This window comes from Nocardia sp. NPDC050712 (assembly GCF_040654295.1).
Lineage (GTDB): Bacteria > Actinomycetota > Actinomycetes > Mycobacteriales > Mycobacteriaceae > Nocardia.
This window is the reverse complement of record NZ_JBFAHT010000001.1, coordinates 1,657,868-1,673,797: the sequence shown is the minus strand read 5'-3', so window position 1 is coordinate 1,673,797 and position 15,930 is coordinate 1,657,868. Positions and strand designations below refer to the sequence as shown.

13 protein-coding genes are annotated in these 15,930 nt (G+C 70.4%); 3 read left to right on the top strand and 10 right to left on the bottom strand.

Annotated elements, in window-relative coordinates:
• Window positions 1-19: 19 nt before the first annotated feature.
• The 5 genes from fmt to AB0H76_RS08010 all read right to left on the bottom strand — a co-directional run bounded on the left by fmt (window position 20) and on the right by AB0H76_RS08010 (window position 4,166).
• Window positions 20-943 (bottom strand): methionyl-tRNA formyltransferase, encoded by a 924-nt coding sequence (gene fmt, locus AB0H76_RS08030; protein ID WP_357319001.1) that lies wholly within the window; start codon window positions 941-943, stop codon window positions 20-22.
• Window positions 943-1,509: a peptide deformylase gene (gene def, locus AB0H76_RS08025; protein ID WP_357318998.1), complete on the bottom strand. Its 567-nt coding sequence runs from the start codon at window positions 1,507-1,509 to the stop codon at window positions 943-945. The genes fmt and def overlap by 1 nt, the downstream gene beginning before the upstream one ends.
• Window positions 1,510-1,709: 200 nt before the next feature.
• Window positions 1,710-2,738, bottom strand: a complete 1,029-nt coding sequence (locus tag AB0H76_RS08020; protein WP_357318995.1) for an alpha/beta fold hydrolase — start codon at window positions 2,736-2,738, stop codon at window positions 1,710-1,712.
• Window positions 2,739-2,795: 57 nt separating this feature from the next.
• Window positions 2,796-3,449, bottom strand: a complete 654-nt coding sequence (locus AB0H76_RS08015; RefSeq protein WP_357318992.1) for a PadR family transcriptional regulator — start codon at window positions 3,447-3,449, stop codon at window positions 2,796-2,798.
• A 144-nt stretch (window positions 3,450-3,593) separates the two neighbouring features.
• Complete coding sequence (locus AB0H76_RS08010) at window positions 3,594-4,166, bottom strand: TetR/AcrR family transcriptional regulator (RefSeq protein ID WP_357318990.1); 573 nt, start codon at window positions 4,164-4,166, stop codon at window positions 3,594-3,596.
• A gap of 76 nt (window positions 4,167-4,242) precedes the next feature.
• On the opposite strand from AB0H76_RS08010, the gene AB0H76_RS08005 reads away from it, so the two are divergent.
• Entirely contained in the window at window positions 4,243-5,076 is an 834-nt protein-coding gene (locus tag AB0H76_RS08005) for an NAD(P)H-binding protein (RefSeq protein ID WP_357318987.1), read from the top strand.
• A 52-nt stretch (window positions 5,077-5,128) separates the two neighbouring features.
• Complete coding sequence (locus AB0H76_RS08000; RefSeq protein WP_357318985.1) at window positions 5,129-5,527, top strand: hypothetical protein; 399 nt, start codon at window positions 5,129-5,131, stop codon at window positions 5,525-5,527.
• A 9-nt stretch (window positions 5,528-5,536) separates the two neighbouring features.
• Here AB0H76_RS08000 and AB0H76_RS07995 read toward each other — a convergent pair whose 3' ends face one another.
• From AB0H76_RS07995 to AB0H76_RS07985, 3 genes are all read right to left on the bottom strand, one after another.
• Window positions 5,537-7,951 carry a KR domain-containing protein gene (locus tag AB0H76_RS07995; RefSeq protein ID WP_357318982.1) on the bottom strand — a complete coding sequence of 805 codons (2,415 nt, stop codon included), beginning with the start codon at window positions 7,949-7,951 and terminating at the stop codon, window positions 5,537-5,539.
• A gap of 193 nt (window positions 7,952-8,144) precedes the next feature.
• A complete protein-coding gene (locus AB0H76_RS07990) occupies window positions 8,145-9,374 on the bottom strand; it encodes a helix-turn-helix domain-containing protein (protein WP_357318979.1) in 1,230 nt (409 codons plus the stop codon).
• 96 nt (window positions 9,375-9,470) lie between these two features.
• Complete coding sequence (locus AB0H76_RS07985) at window positions 9,471-11,057, bottom strand: amidohydrolase family protein (protein ID WP_357318976.1); 1,587 nt, start codon at window positions 11,055-11,057, stop codon at window positions 9,471-9,473.
• Window positions 11,058-11,120: 63 nt separating this feature from the next.
• Here AB0H76_RS07985 and AB0H76_RS07980 point away from each other — a divergent pair, with 63 nt between their 5' ends.
• Window positions 11,121-11,933 carry a GNAT family N-acetyltransferase gene (locus AB0H76_RS07980; RefSeq protein WP_357318973.1) on the top strand — a complete coding sequence of 271 codons (813 nt, stop codon included), beginning with the start codon at window positions 11,121-11,123 and terminating at the stop codon, window positions 11,931-11,933.
• A gap of 134 nt (window positions 11,934-12,067) precedes the next feature.
• Here the strand turns inward: AB0H76_RS07980 and AB0H76_RS07975 are convergent, their stop codons facing one another.
• Complete coding sequence (locus tag AB0H76_RS07975; protein WP_357318970.1) at window positions 12,068-14,470, bottom strand: primosomal protein N'; 2,403 nt, start codon at window positions 14,468-14,470, stop codon at window positions 12,068-12,070.
• 14 nt (window positions 14,471-14,484) lie between these two features.
• On the bottom strand, window positions 14,485-15,699 hold the full coding sequence (gene metK / locus AB0H76_RS07970; RefSeq protein WP_357318967.1) for a methionine adenosyltransferase: 1,215 nt from the start codon (window positions 15,697-15,699) through the stop codon (window positions 14,485-14,487).
• Between the last annotated feature and the right edge of the window lie 231 nt (window positions 15,700-15,930).

Genomic DNA, 15,930 nt, shown 5'->3' with positions numbered 1-15,930 from the left:
ACGCCGTTGTTCGCCGTCCTCATTCGACCACCGCGCCGGGCTCGAGGCGGGCGCCGCGGGCCCAGTCCAGGGCCGCCATCATGCGTTTGCCCTGGGGCTGGACCTGGTCCAGGCGCAGGGCGGTGGTGGCGGTGCCGATGAAGACGCCGGTCTTGCGGACCTCGATGGTGCGCAGGGGGAGTTCCTCCTCGACCATCTCGACGGGGCCGAGTTTGAGACGGACGCCGCCGATCTCGGTCCAGGCGCCGGGCGCGGGGGTGACGGCGCGGATGCGCCGGCTGATGTTCAGCGCCGGGCTGTCCCAGCGCACGTGCCCATCCTCGGCGACCACCTTCGGCGCGTGCGACACCCCCTCGGTGGGCTGCGGAATCGCTTGCAGCGCGCCGTCTTCCACACCGTCGAGGGTGGTTTCGAGCAGGTGCGCGCCACTGTCGGCGAGCCGCTCCAGCAGAATGCCCGCGGTATCGGTGACCCGGATCTTCTCGGTCACCACGCCGAAGACGGGCCCGGTGTCCAGGCCCGCTTCGATCTGGAAAGTAGAGGCGCCGGTGAACTCGTCACCGGCGTCGATGGCCGCCTGCACCGGTGCCGCGCCACGCCAGGCGGGCAGCAGCGAGAAGTGCAGGTTGATCCAGCCGTAGCGGGGAATGTCGAGCACCCGCTGCGGCAGCAGGGCACCGTAGGCGACGACGGGACAGCAGTCGGGCGCCAATTCGGTGAGCTGATCGATGAATTCGGGTTCGGCCGGGCGGCGCGGAGTGAGCACGGGGATACCGTGCTCGTCGGCCAGCTGCCCCACCGGCGACCGCTTGACCTTGCGACCGCGACCGGCGACGGCGTCGGGCCGCGTGACCACGGCGACCACCTCGTGCCGGGACGACTCGATCAACCGGCGCAGCGACGGCACGGCCGGTTCGGGCGTGCCCGCGAAGACGATGCGCATCAGCGACCCCGCCCGAACGGGTTCGGCTTACCGGATTCACCGGTGCCGCGCGAGGCGCGGACGGTCAGGCCCGCGGTGAACCACTCCGATTCCCGGATCCCCCGCATCGCGTCCTTGCGGTCGCCCGGATCGAGCCGGTCGATGAACAGCACCCCGTCGAGATGGTCGTTCTCGTGCTGCACGCAGCGCGAGAGCAGCTCGGTGGCGTCGAACTCGACCGGCTTGCCGGTCATGTCCACGCCGGACACGCGGATCCGCAGTGCCCGGCGGACGTCGTAGCGCGCCCCCGGAATGGATAGGCACCCTTCCGGCCCGACCTGTTCCTCGTCGCCTTCGACGGTGTAGACCGGGTTCACCACGTGCCCCTGCGCGTCGCCGGTGTCGTAGACGAAGACCCGCAGCCCCACGCCGATCTGCGGCGCCGCCATACCGACCCCGCCGTCGTCGTACATGGTGTCGGTCAGGTCCTCGACGAGCTGGCGCAGCTCCCGATCGAATTCGGTGACCTCCGCCGCACGGGCGCGCAGAATGGGATCGCCGAATAGGCGAACAGGCTGAATGGTCACGGCGGCTCCCGGGAAAACTGGTGGATGCGGTCGTCTCATTCTAGTGAGGGACGCGGGGCCGCCCCGCGCCCGACCACCACCCCCGGGGAATCGCTGGGCGCCGCCGAATCCTCGGATCTCCCCGATCCGGGGCCGTGGAGCTGGTATGAATCCAGTGCGGTCCGGGCGGGGTGTAGATCCCTCCGCCCGGCCGCCCGGATCTAGGAATTGCCGGCGATGATCACCTGCGGGATGCCGGTACCCAGCGGCACGGCCCGGCACTCGGGCGCCGGGCTCCCCGGATCCAGCACCTGGACCAGCAGTTCCTGGACGAACGAGTCGTAGACCATGTGGAAGTGCCCGGTCAGGTTGCTCGGGCACAGGTCCTGCAGGACCAGGTTGCTGGCGTTCGGGCCGCGGATCGCGATGTTGTCGAACGGCTGGATCATCTCGTCTACCCGGCTGCCGATCGTCACGTACTTCGGCCCGGGCACGGTGTCACCGCCCGCGTTGAGTTCGGTCATCACCGGCGAGCCCTGCACCTGCTGCACCGCCGCCAGCGAGGTGACGCGCACGAACACGTCCAGGATTCCGATCGATTCGACGACCGGCACCAGCCCGTACATCACGCCGCCGTAGGTGGGCGAGGCCAAGCCGACCCACTGCCCGACCTTGGGCGCCCCGCCGAACTGATTGACCCAGTACCGGGTGACATTGGCGCCCTGGGAGAACCCGATCAGGTCGACCTGGGCCGCACCTGTCGCGGCGAGCACCGCGTCGACGAATTCGCCGACCTGGCGGGCGCTGACCCGCATGTCCTCGGTCCCGTAACTGCCGGCCCCCGGCACGCCCCCGTAATTCAGCGCGAAGACACAGAATCCGGCCGACACCAGCTTCGGCCCGATGGCCGAGTAGTCGGAGTAGGCACTGGAATCGGTGCCGTGCGCGAGGACCACCGGCCGCGGGCGGGCCGGGTCCGGGACGCAGGCGAAGTTGTTGACGCCCACCGGAACCGCGTTCGGGTGGGTCTTCTGGTAGATGGCGGCGGCCAGGTGATCCGGCTGGGCCGGACCGGGAAACGCCGGCACCTCCGCCGAACGATAGATCGATACTTCGGCAATCGGGTCCGGCTCGGCGGTGGCGGGTGCCGCGCCGGAGCCGATCAACCCGGCTCCGGCCATGACGGCGGCCAGCATCAACCGGCCGATCTGTGACTTACCCCAACCCCACGTGCCCTCAGGCTGTTCCATACCCCAATTATTTAACGAATCCGGGTGAAATGCCTGCGCTAGCGGAGTGTTTCGTGCCTAAGACTTTTCGGGGCTGTCGTCTTCGGCGAGAATCCGGTAGAGCGCCCGCCGCGCCTCGGTCAGCACCTCGGCCGCCTTGGTCGCCTGCTCCGGCGTTCCGGCCGCCGCGACCTGTGCCGCCGCGCCCATGAGCTGGCCGATCAGCGCGCGCAGGTCGATCGCCTGATCGCCCACATCGCCCTTCACGTCGGCCCAGGGATCGCCCAGGTCCTCACGGTGCTCGGTGACGTAGGTGGTGCCGGCCTCGGTCAGCTGGGCGGTCTTGCGACCGGCCACCTTCTCGATGAGCACCAGGCCCTCGTCCTCGAGCTGCGCGAGCGCGGGGTAGATGGAGCCCGGGCTCGGACGCCAGACGTCGTCGCTGCGTTCGCGGATCTGCTGGATCAGCTCGTAGCCGTGCATCGGGCGCTCGGTGAGCAGCAGCAGGACCGCCGCTCGCACGTCGCCGCGCCGGCCGCGGCCACCACGGCCACGCCCACGCCCGAAGTGCGGGCCGAAACCGGGGCCGAAGCCGCCGGGACCGAACTCGGGGCCGAAGCCGCCGCGCCGGCCGTGCCGGGGGTGCATGCCCCGCTCGGGACCGAATTCTCCTTGGCCGGGGTGCCAGCGATGGCCGCGACGGCCGAACTCTTTGTTTTCGATGTTTTCCATGTCTGCCTCCTGAGGCTTCCGTGTGTATCTCACGCTATCGACGATATATCGACAATCTATCCAACGCAAGGGTGTCTTCGAGAATTCCGCGAACGCAGAAGAGGCGCGCCCCCGGTTCGGGGACGCGCCTCTGGTGGTGCGGGGCTAGAGCGAGTCGATCCAGTCGCGCAGTCGCTCCCCCTCGGTGACCATCAGCTCGGGATCGCGAAAGGCATTGGTGAGCAAGGAAATACCCTGATATGAGGCGATCAGCGCGATGGCGAGCCGCGCCGCGTCCGGCCGGCCCATGGCTTCGAACTGGGTCCGCGCCCAGTCGACGAGTTCCTGCATCACCTCGCTGGCGCGACCTTCCAGCGGGTCGTCGCGCTTGTGCAGTTCCGCCGTCAGCGAACCGAACGGGCAGCCGTAGCGGGCCGCCAGCTCCCGCTCGCCCACCCAGCCGTCGATGAGTGCCTTCAGCCGCTCCTGCGGCGTTTCGAGGCGGTCGAGTTCGGCGACGAGCTGATCCAGCGTGCGGGCGTGCGCGCCGATGGCGGCCTCGATGAGCTGGTCTTTCGTCTTGAAGTAGTAGTAGACGTTGCCGACCGGGACGTCGGCGACCCGCGCGATTTCCGCGATGGTGGTCTTCTCGACGCCGCGTTCGTAGAACACGCGCACGGCGGCCTCGATCAGCCGCTCCCGCTTGCCGGGCTTGGTACCGGCCACTGAGTTGGTCACCCAACTAACTGTAGACAACGCCGCGATCATCGGCTAGCTTCTTGTTAGTCAGTCAACTAACTAAGGAGCTCGACCAATGATCGTGGTAACCGGAGCAACCGGAAATGTGGGACAGCCGCTGGTGCGGATGCTGGCCGAGGCCGGCGCGAAGGTGACGGCCGTGGCCCGCACCGCGCCCGCCGACCTCCCGGCCGGCGCGCAGGCCGTGGCCGCCGACCTCACCGACGCCGCCGACCTCCCCTTCGCCGGCGCGGAGAAACTGTTCCTGCTCTTCTCCCCCGCCTCCTACGCCGCCGACCCGGCCGCGATCCTCGCGGCCGCGAAGGATTCCGGCGTCCGGCACGTCGTCCTGCTGTCCTCGCAGGGCGTGGCCACCCGGCCCGACAGCGCCTCGCACGGTCAGCTCGGCAAGGCCATCGAACTCGCCGCCCAGAACTCCGGCATGGACTGGACCATCTTGCGCCCCAGCGGTTTCCAGTCCAACACCTTCGCCTGGGCCGACTCGGTCCGCGCCGAGCGCGTCGTCGCCGCTCCCTTCGCCGACGTCGCCATCCCCTTCGTCGACCCGGAGGACATCGCCGCGATGGCCGCCGCGGCCCTGCTGTACGAGGGCCACCACGGCCGGACCTACACCCTGACCGGCCCCGCACCGGAGTCGCCGCGCGACCGCGCCCGCGTCCTCGGCGAACTCCTCGGCGAGCCGGTGCGATTCGTGGAGCAAACCCCCGAAGAGGCCCGCGCCCAAATGCTCTCGTTCATGCCGCCCGAGGTCGCCGACACCACCCTGGCCATCCTCGGCGCACCCACCCCCGAGGAACTCACCATCAGCCCCGACATCGAACAGGTCCTCGGCCGCGCACCCCACCCCTACGCCGCCTGGGCCGCCCGCACCCTGCCCGCCTTCCGCTGACCACCCCGAAAACCGAATGCGCCCAACCCGGTCCGCGATCTAGCGTTGCGGCATGGCTATCAGCAAGAAGAATCGTCGCAAGATCGTCGTCGGCGATCGCGAATACCTGTGGTGGGTCCGCCGGGACTGGGAGAACTACCAGCAGCCGGGTGCGCCGACCCTCGCGGTCGCGACCGACGATCGGCGCATGCTGCTCTACTACGCCCTGAACCAAGCCGAGGAAGCCCGCCACCTGGTGGTGCTCGGCTCCGAGTTCCGCGGGGCGGTCCGTCCCGGCCTGAGTGGCCGCTATCGGTGCCCGGCCTTCGGGCTCCCCGGCGAGATCCATCCCTCCGACGTCGCGGCGTTCATCACCTGGTGCACCACGGCCGAACCGCTCCCGGTGAAGGTCGACTGGCAGGGCAATCCGTTGCGGCCCTCGGCAATCGATCCGGAGTCGAAGGTCGCCTAGCCGATCGGTTCAGGACGCGCCGGTGAGCAGGCGCAGGGCGAGTTCGGCGATGCTGGCGGCGTCCAGCAGGTCGGACAGGGTCAGGTCGATGCCGTGGTCCTGGCGGAGGTGGGTGATGAGGTCGAGGGCGTGCAGGGAGGACAGGCCCAGGTTGGTGAGGGGGCTGTAGCGGTCGAGGGTTTCGGCTGCGGCGCCGAGCATTCGGGCGATCTGGTGCAGCAGATAGTTCTCCAGGTCGACGTGCGCGTCCGGAGGCGGGGCCGGGGTGGGGTGGCCGGCGGGGCTCCAGTTGATCAGCGTGGCCGGGAGACCGGAGGCGTGGCGGTGGTCGGCGAGGGCGTCGAGGAACGCGGCGGCCGCGGCGTCGGCGGGCGGGCGCCGGGTGCGCGGGTGGGTCGGCGACAGCACGACGAAGAAGTCCAGCGGGCGGGCGGACAGCAGTCGATGCAGGGCCCAGGCGCCGGCGACCCTGGTGCGCAGGGTCCGTTCCAGGTCGGCGGGTGCGGTCGCGATGGCGGCCGGGTGCGGGGACAGCGTGGTGTGCACGACGCCGGCGATCGGGGCGGCCCGGCGATCGGCGGTATGCAGAATTCGGGCGACGGCGTGTTCGTTGGCGATGTCGGCGCAGTGTTGTTCCACCACCAGGCCGGCGCCCCGCAACTGGTGCGGCACCGCGTCTTCCGCGGCGTCGGGGCCGATGAACAGCAGCGACCGGGCGCCGCGATCGACCAGCCATTGCGCGGCGCGGCCGCCGAGCCCACTGGGCGCGCCGGTGATCAGGTAGGTCACGCCGGACCGGATATCACCACAGATCGCGTCGGGCTCGGGGCGATAGACACTGTCGAGTGGCACCAGACGTGGTGCCCACCACCGATTCCGGCGCAGCGCGAGCCGGTTCTCGGACGCCGCGGCGCGCGCGACGGCCGTCAGCGCGGCCGCCTCGGCGACCGTGGTTTCGCCGTTCTCGGGCAGGTCGACCAGGACCACGTCGCGGCGTTGTTCCCGCCCCAGCGCGGGCCCGTATCCCCAGAGTGCCGCCTGCCACGGCGCCGCGCAGCGCGGGTCGGGCCCGGCCGCGCGCGCACCGCGGGTCACCAGGATCGTCGGGACACCGGGCGGCGTGGCCCGCGCGGTCGCCAGCGCACCGGCACACAAACCGACGGCAGTCGACAACACTTGCCGGGCAGTGGAATTCACGTCGGTATCGGTACCGAGCGCCGACAGGTTCAGCACCGCCCGCAGCTGCTGATCCGGTCCGAGATCGGCCTCGATCTCGGCCGCGCTCGCGTGCGGCGCCACCGGGAACACGGTGTGCCCGGCCTGCCGCAGGGCCTCGATCACCGCCGCATCGATCCGGGTTCCGCTCTGCCGGATCAGCACCCGGCCGGGTTCGTCCGCCGGGTAGGAGCCGAGTTCGACTGTGCGCCAAGCTGTCCGGAACTCGGAGTGCCCGGCCTTGACGACCGGCCGGAGTTCGGCCGGCGCGGCGCCACGCGGATGCGATGGCAACGCGCGCAGCGGAGTCTCCCGGATCGGCGGTGGCGCCACGGTGCGCCGGGCCCGCAGCGAACCCACCCGCACGCCGGTGAGTTCGATGATGGCCGTGCCGTTTCCGTCATAGACGGTGATGTCCCCCGCGAACCCGGTGTCGTTGTTGCGCACCGCGCGCGTCACACACCACTGCGGGCGCGGGGTCGCGGTCCGGATCCGGACCCGATCGATCCCGGTCAGCATCATCGGGCTGTCGGCAGCGGTCGGCAGCAGCGTGAATACCGTTTGCAGACAGGCGTCCAGCGCCGGGAGCGCCGCGTGCTCGGCGGACGCGCTCCGGATCCGGGCCACGGTTTCGCCTGGTCCGTACCACATTTCGGCGATCCGCCGGAATGCGCCGATCCACTGGTTCCCGGCCAGATAGTGCCGGTTGTAGAAGCGCTCGCCCGCCTGCCAGCGGATGCACCGGGCCCGCGCCTGGGCCAGCACCGGCGGCTCGTAGCCGGACGGCGCGTCCTCCGTGCGGGCCTGCGCGAGCACGCTGTCGTCCGGCCCGACGGCCAGGAACCGCCACGCGTCCCGCTCGGCCTGCGCCACCACGCGCAAGTCGACGGTGCCCGTGCCGAGCGCGGACAACGGCTGCATCTGGCGAAACCGGATGTCGCGCAAGACGATCTCGCCCGCACCCGACAGTTCCCGGGCCGCGGCGTGCCACAGCGTCAGATAGGCCGCACCGGACAGCACCGGCCGGCCGGCGAAGAGATGACCGAGCAGGTAGCGGTGCCGGTGGTCCAGTGGGCACGGCCATTCGAGGCGATCCGGCCGGGGTTGGGTGCCGGGGCCGAGCGCCGGGAGCGCGGCCGCCGACAGCTCGGCGCTGCCGTGGATCGGGTGCGCGGGCTCGGCGGGTGGATTGGTCAGGGGTGTGCTCATCGGTCCGTTCCTTTGCGGGTGGGCGCCGACATCGGCCCAGTACCGGTGTCGTGCGGACCGACCATAAGTTCGATTCCGGGCCGGATCCGCTATCGCACCGGGCGGCCATTCCGGCCCCGAAAAGCGGTGACTTCCTGGGGATTTACTCGGGTCCAAAATCGTGTGGGTTTCGCACCCCAAATGGATTTGGGCCTCAGGCCAGCCCCGCGACGGTGAGCAAGGTGGCGAGCTCGCGGCGCACCAGATGATGGTCGCGGCGCGCGAGCCGCTGCAGGGTGCGGTGCACCAGCCAGTCGTAGCGGATGTCCTCCGGACAGGCCTGGCAGGCCCGCTGCAACGCGACGACGGCGGCGATGTCGTCGCCGAGCAGTCCGTAGACGTGGGCGATGGTGGTGTAGTAGCGCACCCGCTGTTCGATCGAGGCGGTGTCGGCCAACTCCACCTGCGCGGCGCAGCGCACGGCTTCGGTGAGCCGCCCGAGCCGGACCGCGATATCGATCTCGGCGATGGCCACCTCGGCGACCCCGAACCAGACGTCGCGCCGCTCGGGGACGTCCGGATCGAGCCGGGAAGCGGTCTCCCGGGCGGCCGCGACGAGATCCTGGCTGCCGAGCGAATCGCCCATACCCGCGGCCCCGTACGCCGCGATCAGTTGCAGCGCGCCGAGCACCGACCGCCCTGCCCGCACCGGTGCCAGCCGGCGGGCCGCGGCCAGCGCGTAGTCGCGGCATTCGGCGTGATAGCCGAGGGTGTTCAGGGCCGCCGCCACATGCCAGGCGCTGACCGCGACCAGAATCGGCTGCTTCGCGTCGGCGAAGATGCCGACCGGGCGGTCGGCCACCAGCCAGGCCAGGTGATAGTCGCCGACACGGGTGAGCAGGAAGCGCGCCAAGTGATAGGACTCGGCCAGCAGCAGCCCGGCGTCGTGCGTCGATCCGCTCGCGGTGGTGCGCGTCGCCGCCCGCAGCGACCGCGCCGACCGCAGCACCACGGGCAACTGGGTGGTGAGCCGGGTATAGCGATCGGGTGCGCCGAGCCAGGCGTTCCAGCACTGCTCGAGTTCGGCCCGCACCTGCTCCGGCGGTGGTGGCGGCCCGGTGGTTTCGGTGCCGAAGGCGCGCGCGGTCGGGTGATCCATGATCGCGTGATTGAGCGGGGTGAGCGTGGGCGCGATATCGCGCGCGGCGGACTGGCTCGAGGTGGGGTGCCCGAGCAGCGCGGCCGGGTCGTCCAGGTGCAGGACCTCGGCCATGCGGTAGAGCGCCGCGATGCTGTCGAGTTCGCGATGCCCGCGTTCGATCTGCCGCAGCCATTCCTCGCTGCGACCGGCCAACTGCGCCACGACCCGGCGAGAAAGCCCGAGCCTGCGCCGCCGGATCTCGATCCGCTCGCCTACGGTGAGCGGCCGCCCGGTGGTTGCCACGTCAAGTCCTTCCTCGCGGGTGCCCCGGGCGGGTGACCACCCCGGGGCGGGACTTGCGGGTAACGGTATCTGAAACGCGTTCCTGTCGTTGAGCTTTCAGCACGCGGACAACACCGTGCCCGGTAATCGCCCGGTGCGCCGGCCCGCCGCGAGCACCGGCACCCCGCCGACGATCACGTCGTCGATCCCGGTGGCGGGCTCGCGCGGCGCGGCGTAGGTCGCGCGGTCGCGGATGGTGCGCGGGTCGATGACGACCAGATCCGCGGCCTTGCCCCGGGCCAGCACGCCGCGGTCGGTGAGCCGGAATCGCCGCGCCGGGCGAGCGGCCAGGTGCACGCCCGCCTCGGCCCAGGTCCAGTCGCCGAGTTCGCGGCAGTGCCGCGACAGCATCCGCGCGAACGCGCCGTACCCGCGCGGATGCGGGCGCCCGCCCAGGTAGATGCCGTCCGAGCCGCCCATGTGGGCGTCGTGCCGCAGCAGGCAGCGCACCGAATCCTCCAGGGCGCGTTCGGGATAATCGAAAACGATCCCCACATCCAGCGCCGAGGCGATCAGCACGTCCGCGCAGAACGCGGCCGGGCGGACACCGGCCCACGCCGCCGCCACGTCCAGCGGCAACCCTTCGGCCCAGCGATACCGGCCCGCCGGTACGTGGGCGAGAATGCAGGCGTGCCAGAGCCGCTCGTCGATCTGGGTGTCGAGCAGCTTGCGCACCGCGCGGTCCGCCAGGGCGTCCAGGGTGCCGTCCAGATCCGCGGTGGCCAGCCAATCCGGCAGCATTTTGGCGAGAATGCTGCATCCACGAAGATACGGATAGGTGTCGAAGGTGACATCTTGCCCCGTCGCGCGGGCGGTGTCGACCAGTCCCGCCAGCACCTCGCCCGGCCCGTGATAGTGCGAGATATGCACGGCGGCACCGCTGATCCGGCCCACCGCGCACGCCTCCGACATGCCCTTGTCGGCGGCGTCCCCATAGGTGCGCATGTGCGTCACATAGGGCAGACCCCGCCGGGCGGCCGGTACGCAGACCGCTCCCAGCTCCTCCGCGTCGGCGAATCGTCCAGGGAGATAACCCAATCCGGAGGACACGCCCACCGCGCCCTGGTCCAGCCCCTGCTCGGTGAGTTCGACCATGGCGGCGAGCTGCCACGCGTCCGGAGCCAGCGGCGACCCGCCCATGACGCTGTAGCGGACTGTTCCGTGCGGCACCAGATACGCGGTGTTGATCGCGGTGGTGCGGTGGTAGCACGCCAGTAGCTCCGCGACGGTCACGGCCTCGTTCGAGCAGGTCAGCACCGCGGGGACCGGACCGTTGACGGCCGCGAAATAGCGTTCCACCCAGCGCAGCGCCGCCCGCGAGGCCGGAGCGAAGGACAGACCGTCCTGTCCGAGCACGAAGGTCGTCACCCCTTGGCGCAGCGCCGCGAGCTGCACCGCCGGATCCAGCACCGCCCCTTCGCCGTGCACGTGCGCGTCGATGAAACCCGGCAGTACGTACCGTCGGGTCGCGTCCACCTCCGAGCGGGCCCGGGCCGCCGCCAGATCGCCGATGGCGTGGATCCGACCGGCGGCGATGCCGATATCGGCGCGATAGCCGGGGCGGCCGGTGCCGTCGAAGAGCGTTCCGCCCCGGACCAGCACGTCGAATGTCACGTTATTGCCGACAGTTTGGCCGTTGGTCACGCCCTGGAAACTGGAAGCCGTTGGGGCTGGCCCATTACCGGGCCGGGTGGGTACGGTGAGGGGGTGACCGCGGTAGTCCGGCAGGTATTGGTCAGCGAATTGACCAGCGCCGACACCATGCGTGACCCAATCGCCCTCTATCGGCAGGTCTTTCGGCTCTGTACCGCCGATCCCGCGCCCAGCCCGCGCCTGCTCGTGTCGCTGGTTCGTAACGGCGGAATTGCTGTCGGGGCGCATCTGGACGGGGAATTGGTCGGGTTCAGCTACGGTTTCCCGGGCCGCGCCCCGATCGGGCACCTCGACGCGCAACGGGCCTACCACTACATGGAATTGCTCGTGGTGCGGCCCGACTGCCAGAACACCGGTGTCGGGCGCACCCTCATGCACCAGGTGCGCGCCATCGCGATACGCCGTGGGCTGCAACGTATCTACTGGGCCTACGACCCACTGCGTGCCGCCAACGCGCACTTCTACCTCGACGTCATCGGCGCCTGCGGCTACGAGTTCATCGACAACATGTACGGGATCGAGGACACCGGCCGCGACCGCGGCTTCCCCACCCACCGCATCGTCGCCCGCTGGGATCTCGATGCGCCCGTGCGGAACTGGCCCGACCCCCCGCCCGGCATCATCCCCGGCCGCGTCGTCCCCGACGATCGGGTCGACTACGACGCCGTGCTGCTGGCCATCCCGGACAACTGGGAGTACTGCCCCGGGCCCGCCACCGCCGGACTGCACCGCCACCTCTGCGGCACCGTGCGCGAGCTCATGGCGAGCGGGTATCGGGCGGTGTCCTGCCGGCGAACCGGGGGCGGGCTGGCGGTCTACCGACTCGTCTCCGGCCCACTCACCGCGGGTCACACCCATCCCCTGTGAATACCGGCGGACATCCGGAATCTGCCATGTCGCATCGCCCCCGATCGCGTCCACGACGTGTCGAAACACCCACGGTACGCGGACTTGCGGGCCGGTGACCAGGCGGTGCAGCCGCGGCGGGCCGCAGCAAACCCTCAGCCGATATCGATCGGATCGATCTGCACGCGCAGCGGCGCGTCCGAGCGATGGGTGCTGCGCACAGCCTGCGCGGCGATGAGCGCGCGAGCCAGGGCGGCGCCGGAGCGGCGGTGCACACGCAACAGCATGCGCTCGACCTCGGCGGGATCGTCACCGCTGGAGAACGGTTTGCGCGCGCCCGGCGGCAGCGGGACCGGCCCGAGGACCTCGACATCCTCGGGAAGCTTTGTCTCGGAGAGCAATTCGGCGATGGACTCGGTGGTGCCGTCGATCGCCGCGAGGCGAACCGCGGGCGGGAAGCCGACCTCGGCCCGCTGCTCGACCTCGACCTGGGCGTGCCCGATCGGGTCCCAGCGGATCAGCGCCTGCACGGTCGGGACCGACGGTTCGGCCATCACGATGACCTGGCCGCGCGCCCGGACCAGCGCGGCGGCGGTCATCCAGCGGCGCAGCGTGTCCTCGGCGGACCGCAGATCGGCGCGGCCGAGCAGCGCCCAGCCGTCGAGCAGCAACGCCACCGCGTAACCGCCGCGCACCAGCGGTTCGGCGCCGACCGTCGCGACCACCACCTGCGGGCCGGGTTCGAGGGTGTCGAGCACGGTGCCACCGCCCGACCCGCGAATCGGAATCCCGGGAAACGCGCGACCTAGTTCCTCGGCGGTGCGTATCGCGCCGATCACCACCGCGCGCAACGCGCGCGAACCGCACGTCGGGCACCGGTACGCCGCCTCGGCGATACCGCACCAGCGACAGCTCGGGCTGTGCGCCTCGTCGGCGCGCGGACCCTGCGGTAAAGCCATGGGGCCGTTGCAATGCCGGCAGCGGGCGGGGGTACGGCACTTCGCGCAGGACAGCGCGGGGACATAGCCGCGCCGCGGCACCTGCACCAGGACCGCCGCGCCCTCCTTCAGCGCCGCCCGCGCCGCCGCGAACGCGATACCCGGAATGCGGATGGCGTTGGCGATCGGATCGCGTTCCAGTGCCCAGTCGCTGTCACCGGGCGCGTTGATGCGCGGGGTGGCTTGCCGCAGCACGTCCCGATCGGCGACCAGGTCGTGGGCCCAGCCGGATTCGACTACCGCCTGGATCTCGGCGGTGCGCGCGAACCCCGCCGCCACGAAGGCCGCTCCGGTCTCGTGCGCGCGCAGCATCGCCACTTCCCGCGCATGCGGATACGGCGCGCGCTGCTCCGCGTAGGTGTCGTCGCCGTCGTCCCAAATCGCGATCAGCCCAAGATCTTTCGCGGGCGCGAACACCGCCGCCCGCGTCCCCACCACGATCCGCGCGTTCCCCCGCAACACCGACAACCACCGCCGATACCGCGCCGACGGCCCCAACCCGGCCGCCAACCCCACCGCCGACTCCCCTACCAGCCGAACACATTCCGCCAGCAATCGATCCAGATCCCGCTGATCCGGCACCAGCAGCACCGCCGTACGCCCACTGGCCACCACGGTCGCCGCCAGCTCCGCCAGCCGCGCCGCCCAGTCCTCCCCCGGCAACGCCTGCCAGGCCGCTCGCACACCCTTGCCCTGGCCGAGCGCCGAAACGAACGCTCCCCCATGGACATACCGCGACCACGGCTCCGGATCGATCGCCGCAACCGCCTGGTCCGCCGGGGCACTGGGCGCTACAGGCTCGGACACACCGACGTGCTCGGACTCGATTCCGGTCGCTTCAGCAGGATCGGAGTCGCTGCCCACCACGTGGGCGGGCTCGACCGCACGCTCCCCCTCGCCTCCGGGCGCAGACTCGCCGTCCGTCGAATCTTCGGACCTGGGCTCGCGGCCCGACACTCCAGCGCGCACAGCCGGATCGTCCCCCACCTCCACGCGTGCAGGCGAATCCTTTGTCCCCCCACCAGGTGCGGACCCGGCACCGGTGTGCTCTCGGCCGGGATCCACAGCAACCGTGTCGACGGCCGTGCCTGAATCCTCCTCGATCGATTCGTCGTCCAGATCGACCGGTTCAGGCTGTGCCGCAGTGTTTTTCGCGCTCTTCTTCGTGGCCCGCGGTTTCTTGCCGGTTTCCGCGCCCGCGTGCCGGGGCGGGATGGCCAGGCGCAGGACGTCCGCGCGGGTGCCCGCGTACCGGCCCGCTACCGCTATCGCGAGTTGCAGGACTTCCGGGGTGAGCACGCGCTCGGCCGACACCACCCGTTCGAGTTTGACGAGTTTGCCCGCGTGGTCGCTCTTTTCGAGCCGCGCCAGCAGATACCCGTCGACCAGCCGCCCGGCGAAACGCACGCGCACCCGCACACCCGGCTGGGCGATCTCGTCGAACTCCGTCGGCACCAGGTAGTCGAAGTCGCGGTCCAGGTGGGCAGGCGACAACAGCGGGAGCACCCGGGCGATCGGGTGTCCCGCTGTTGTCGGTGTTCGCTCCGCGATGTCGTCCACGCGGCCTAGTTTTTTTAGAGTCCGGCTGCGGCGCGCAGTTTGTCCGCGCGGTCGGTCCGCTCCCAGGGCAGGTCCACGTCGGTCCGGCCGAAGTGGCCGTACGCGGCGGTCGGGGCGTAGATCGGCCGCAGCAGATCCAGATCCCGGATGATCGCGCCCGGACGCAGGTCGAAGACCTCGGCGATGGCCGCGGAGATCTTGCTCGGGTCGATCTGCTCGGTGCCGAAGGTCTCGACGAACAGGCCGACCGGCGCCGCCTTGCCGATGGCGTAGGCGACCTGCACCTCGACGCGCTCGGACAGGCCGGCCGCGACGACGTTCTTGGCGACCCAGCGCATGGCGTAGGCGGCCGAACGGTCCACCTTCGACGGATCCTTGCCGGAGAACGCGCCGCCACCGTGGCGGGCCATGCCGCCGTAGGTGTCGACGATGATCTTGCGACCGGTCAGGCCGGCGTCACCCATCGGGCCACCGAGCACGAACTTGCCGGTCGGGTTGACCAGCAGGCGCACGTTGGCGGTGTCGAGCGGGTTGGGCAGCTCCAGATCGGCCAGCACCGACTCCAGCACCTTCTCGCGAATATCGGGGGCGAGCAGGTTGTCGAGATCGATATCGGCGGCGTGCTGGGTGGAGATGACCACGGTGTCCAGGCGGACCGGCTTGTCACCCTCGTATTCGATGGTGACCTGGGTCTTGCCGTCGGGCCGCAGGTAGGGCAGCACGCCCGACTTGCGCACCTCGGTCAGCCGCCGGGACAGCCGGTGCGCCAGCGCGATCGGCAGCGGCATCAGCTCGGGGGTGTCGGTGGTGGCGTAGCCGAACATCAGGCCCTGATCGCCCGCGCCCTGCTTCTCGATCTCGTCGTCGGAGCCGCCGACACGGGCCTCGTGCGAAGTGTCTACGCCCTGGGCGATATCCGGCGACTGCGCGCCGATGGCGATGTTGACGCCGCAGGAGTTACCGTCGAAACCCTTTGCGGAGGAGTCGTATCCGATCTCCAGAATCTTTTCCCGCACGATGTGCGGGATGTCGGCGTAGGCGGAGGTGGTGACCTCGCCCGCGACGTGGACCTGACCGGTGGTCACAAGAGTTTCGACAGCGACGCGGCTGCGGGGATCCTCGGTGAGCAGCGCGTCGAGGATGGAATCGCTGATCGCGTCACAGATCTTGTCCGGATGACCCTCGGTCACGGACTCACTGGTGAATAGGCGGCTGCCAGACGTGGGCACAGTATTCCCTCTCCCTCAACGGGTTCGTATGGGTCACGGCGGTTCAGCGGTGCTCGCACAACCGCGACCCTTCTCAGACTATTCCAAACCATCGACACGACGACCCAGGTCGGATCGCTGTCAGGAGACTATTCGGCGAACCGTCATCTCCGGCGCAGCTTTTGCTGCGTTCGTATCGATCGCGCCGGGCTCGGCCACAGATCGTTAATTACTCAGCAAGTCAGCGACATT

Bases quoted from the DNA above. Each gene is read 5' to 3' on its own strand.
- AB0H76_RS07995 (WP_357318982.1), bottom strand. From the start codon at position 7,951: ATGAGCACACCCCTGACCAATCCACCCGCCGAGCCCGCGCACCCGATC.
- fmt (WP_357319001.1), bottom strand. From the start codon at position 943: ATGCGCATCGTCTTCGCGGGCACGCCCGAACCGGCCGTGCCGTCGCTG.
- AB0H76_RS08005 (WP_357318987.1), top strand. From the start codon at position 4,243: ATGATCGTGGTAACCGGAGCAACCGGAAATGTGGGACAGCCGCTGGTG.
- AB0H76_RS08015 (WP_357318992.1), bottom strand. From the start codon at position 3,449: ATGGAAAACATCGAAAACAAAGAGTTCGGCCGTCGCGGCCATCGCTGG.
- AB0H76_RS08020 (WP_357318995.1), bottom strand. From the start codon at position 2,738: ATGGAACAGCCTGAGGGCACGTGGGGTTGGGGTAAGTCACAGATCGGC.
- AB0H76_RS08000 (WP_357318985.1), top strand. From the start codon at position 5,129: ATGGCTATCAGCAAGAAGAATCGTCGCAAGATCGTCGTCGGCGATCGC.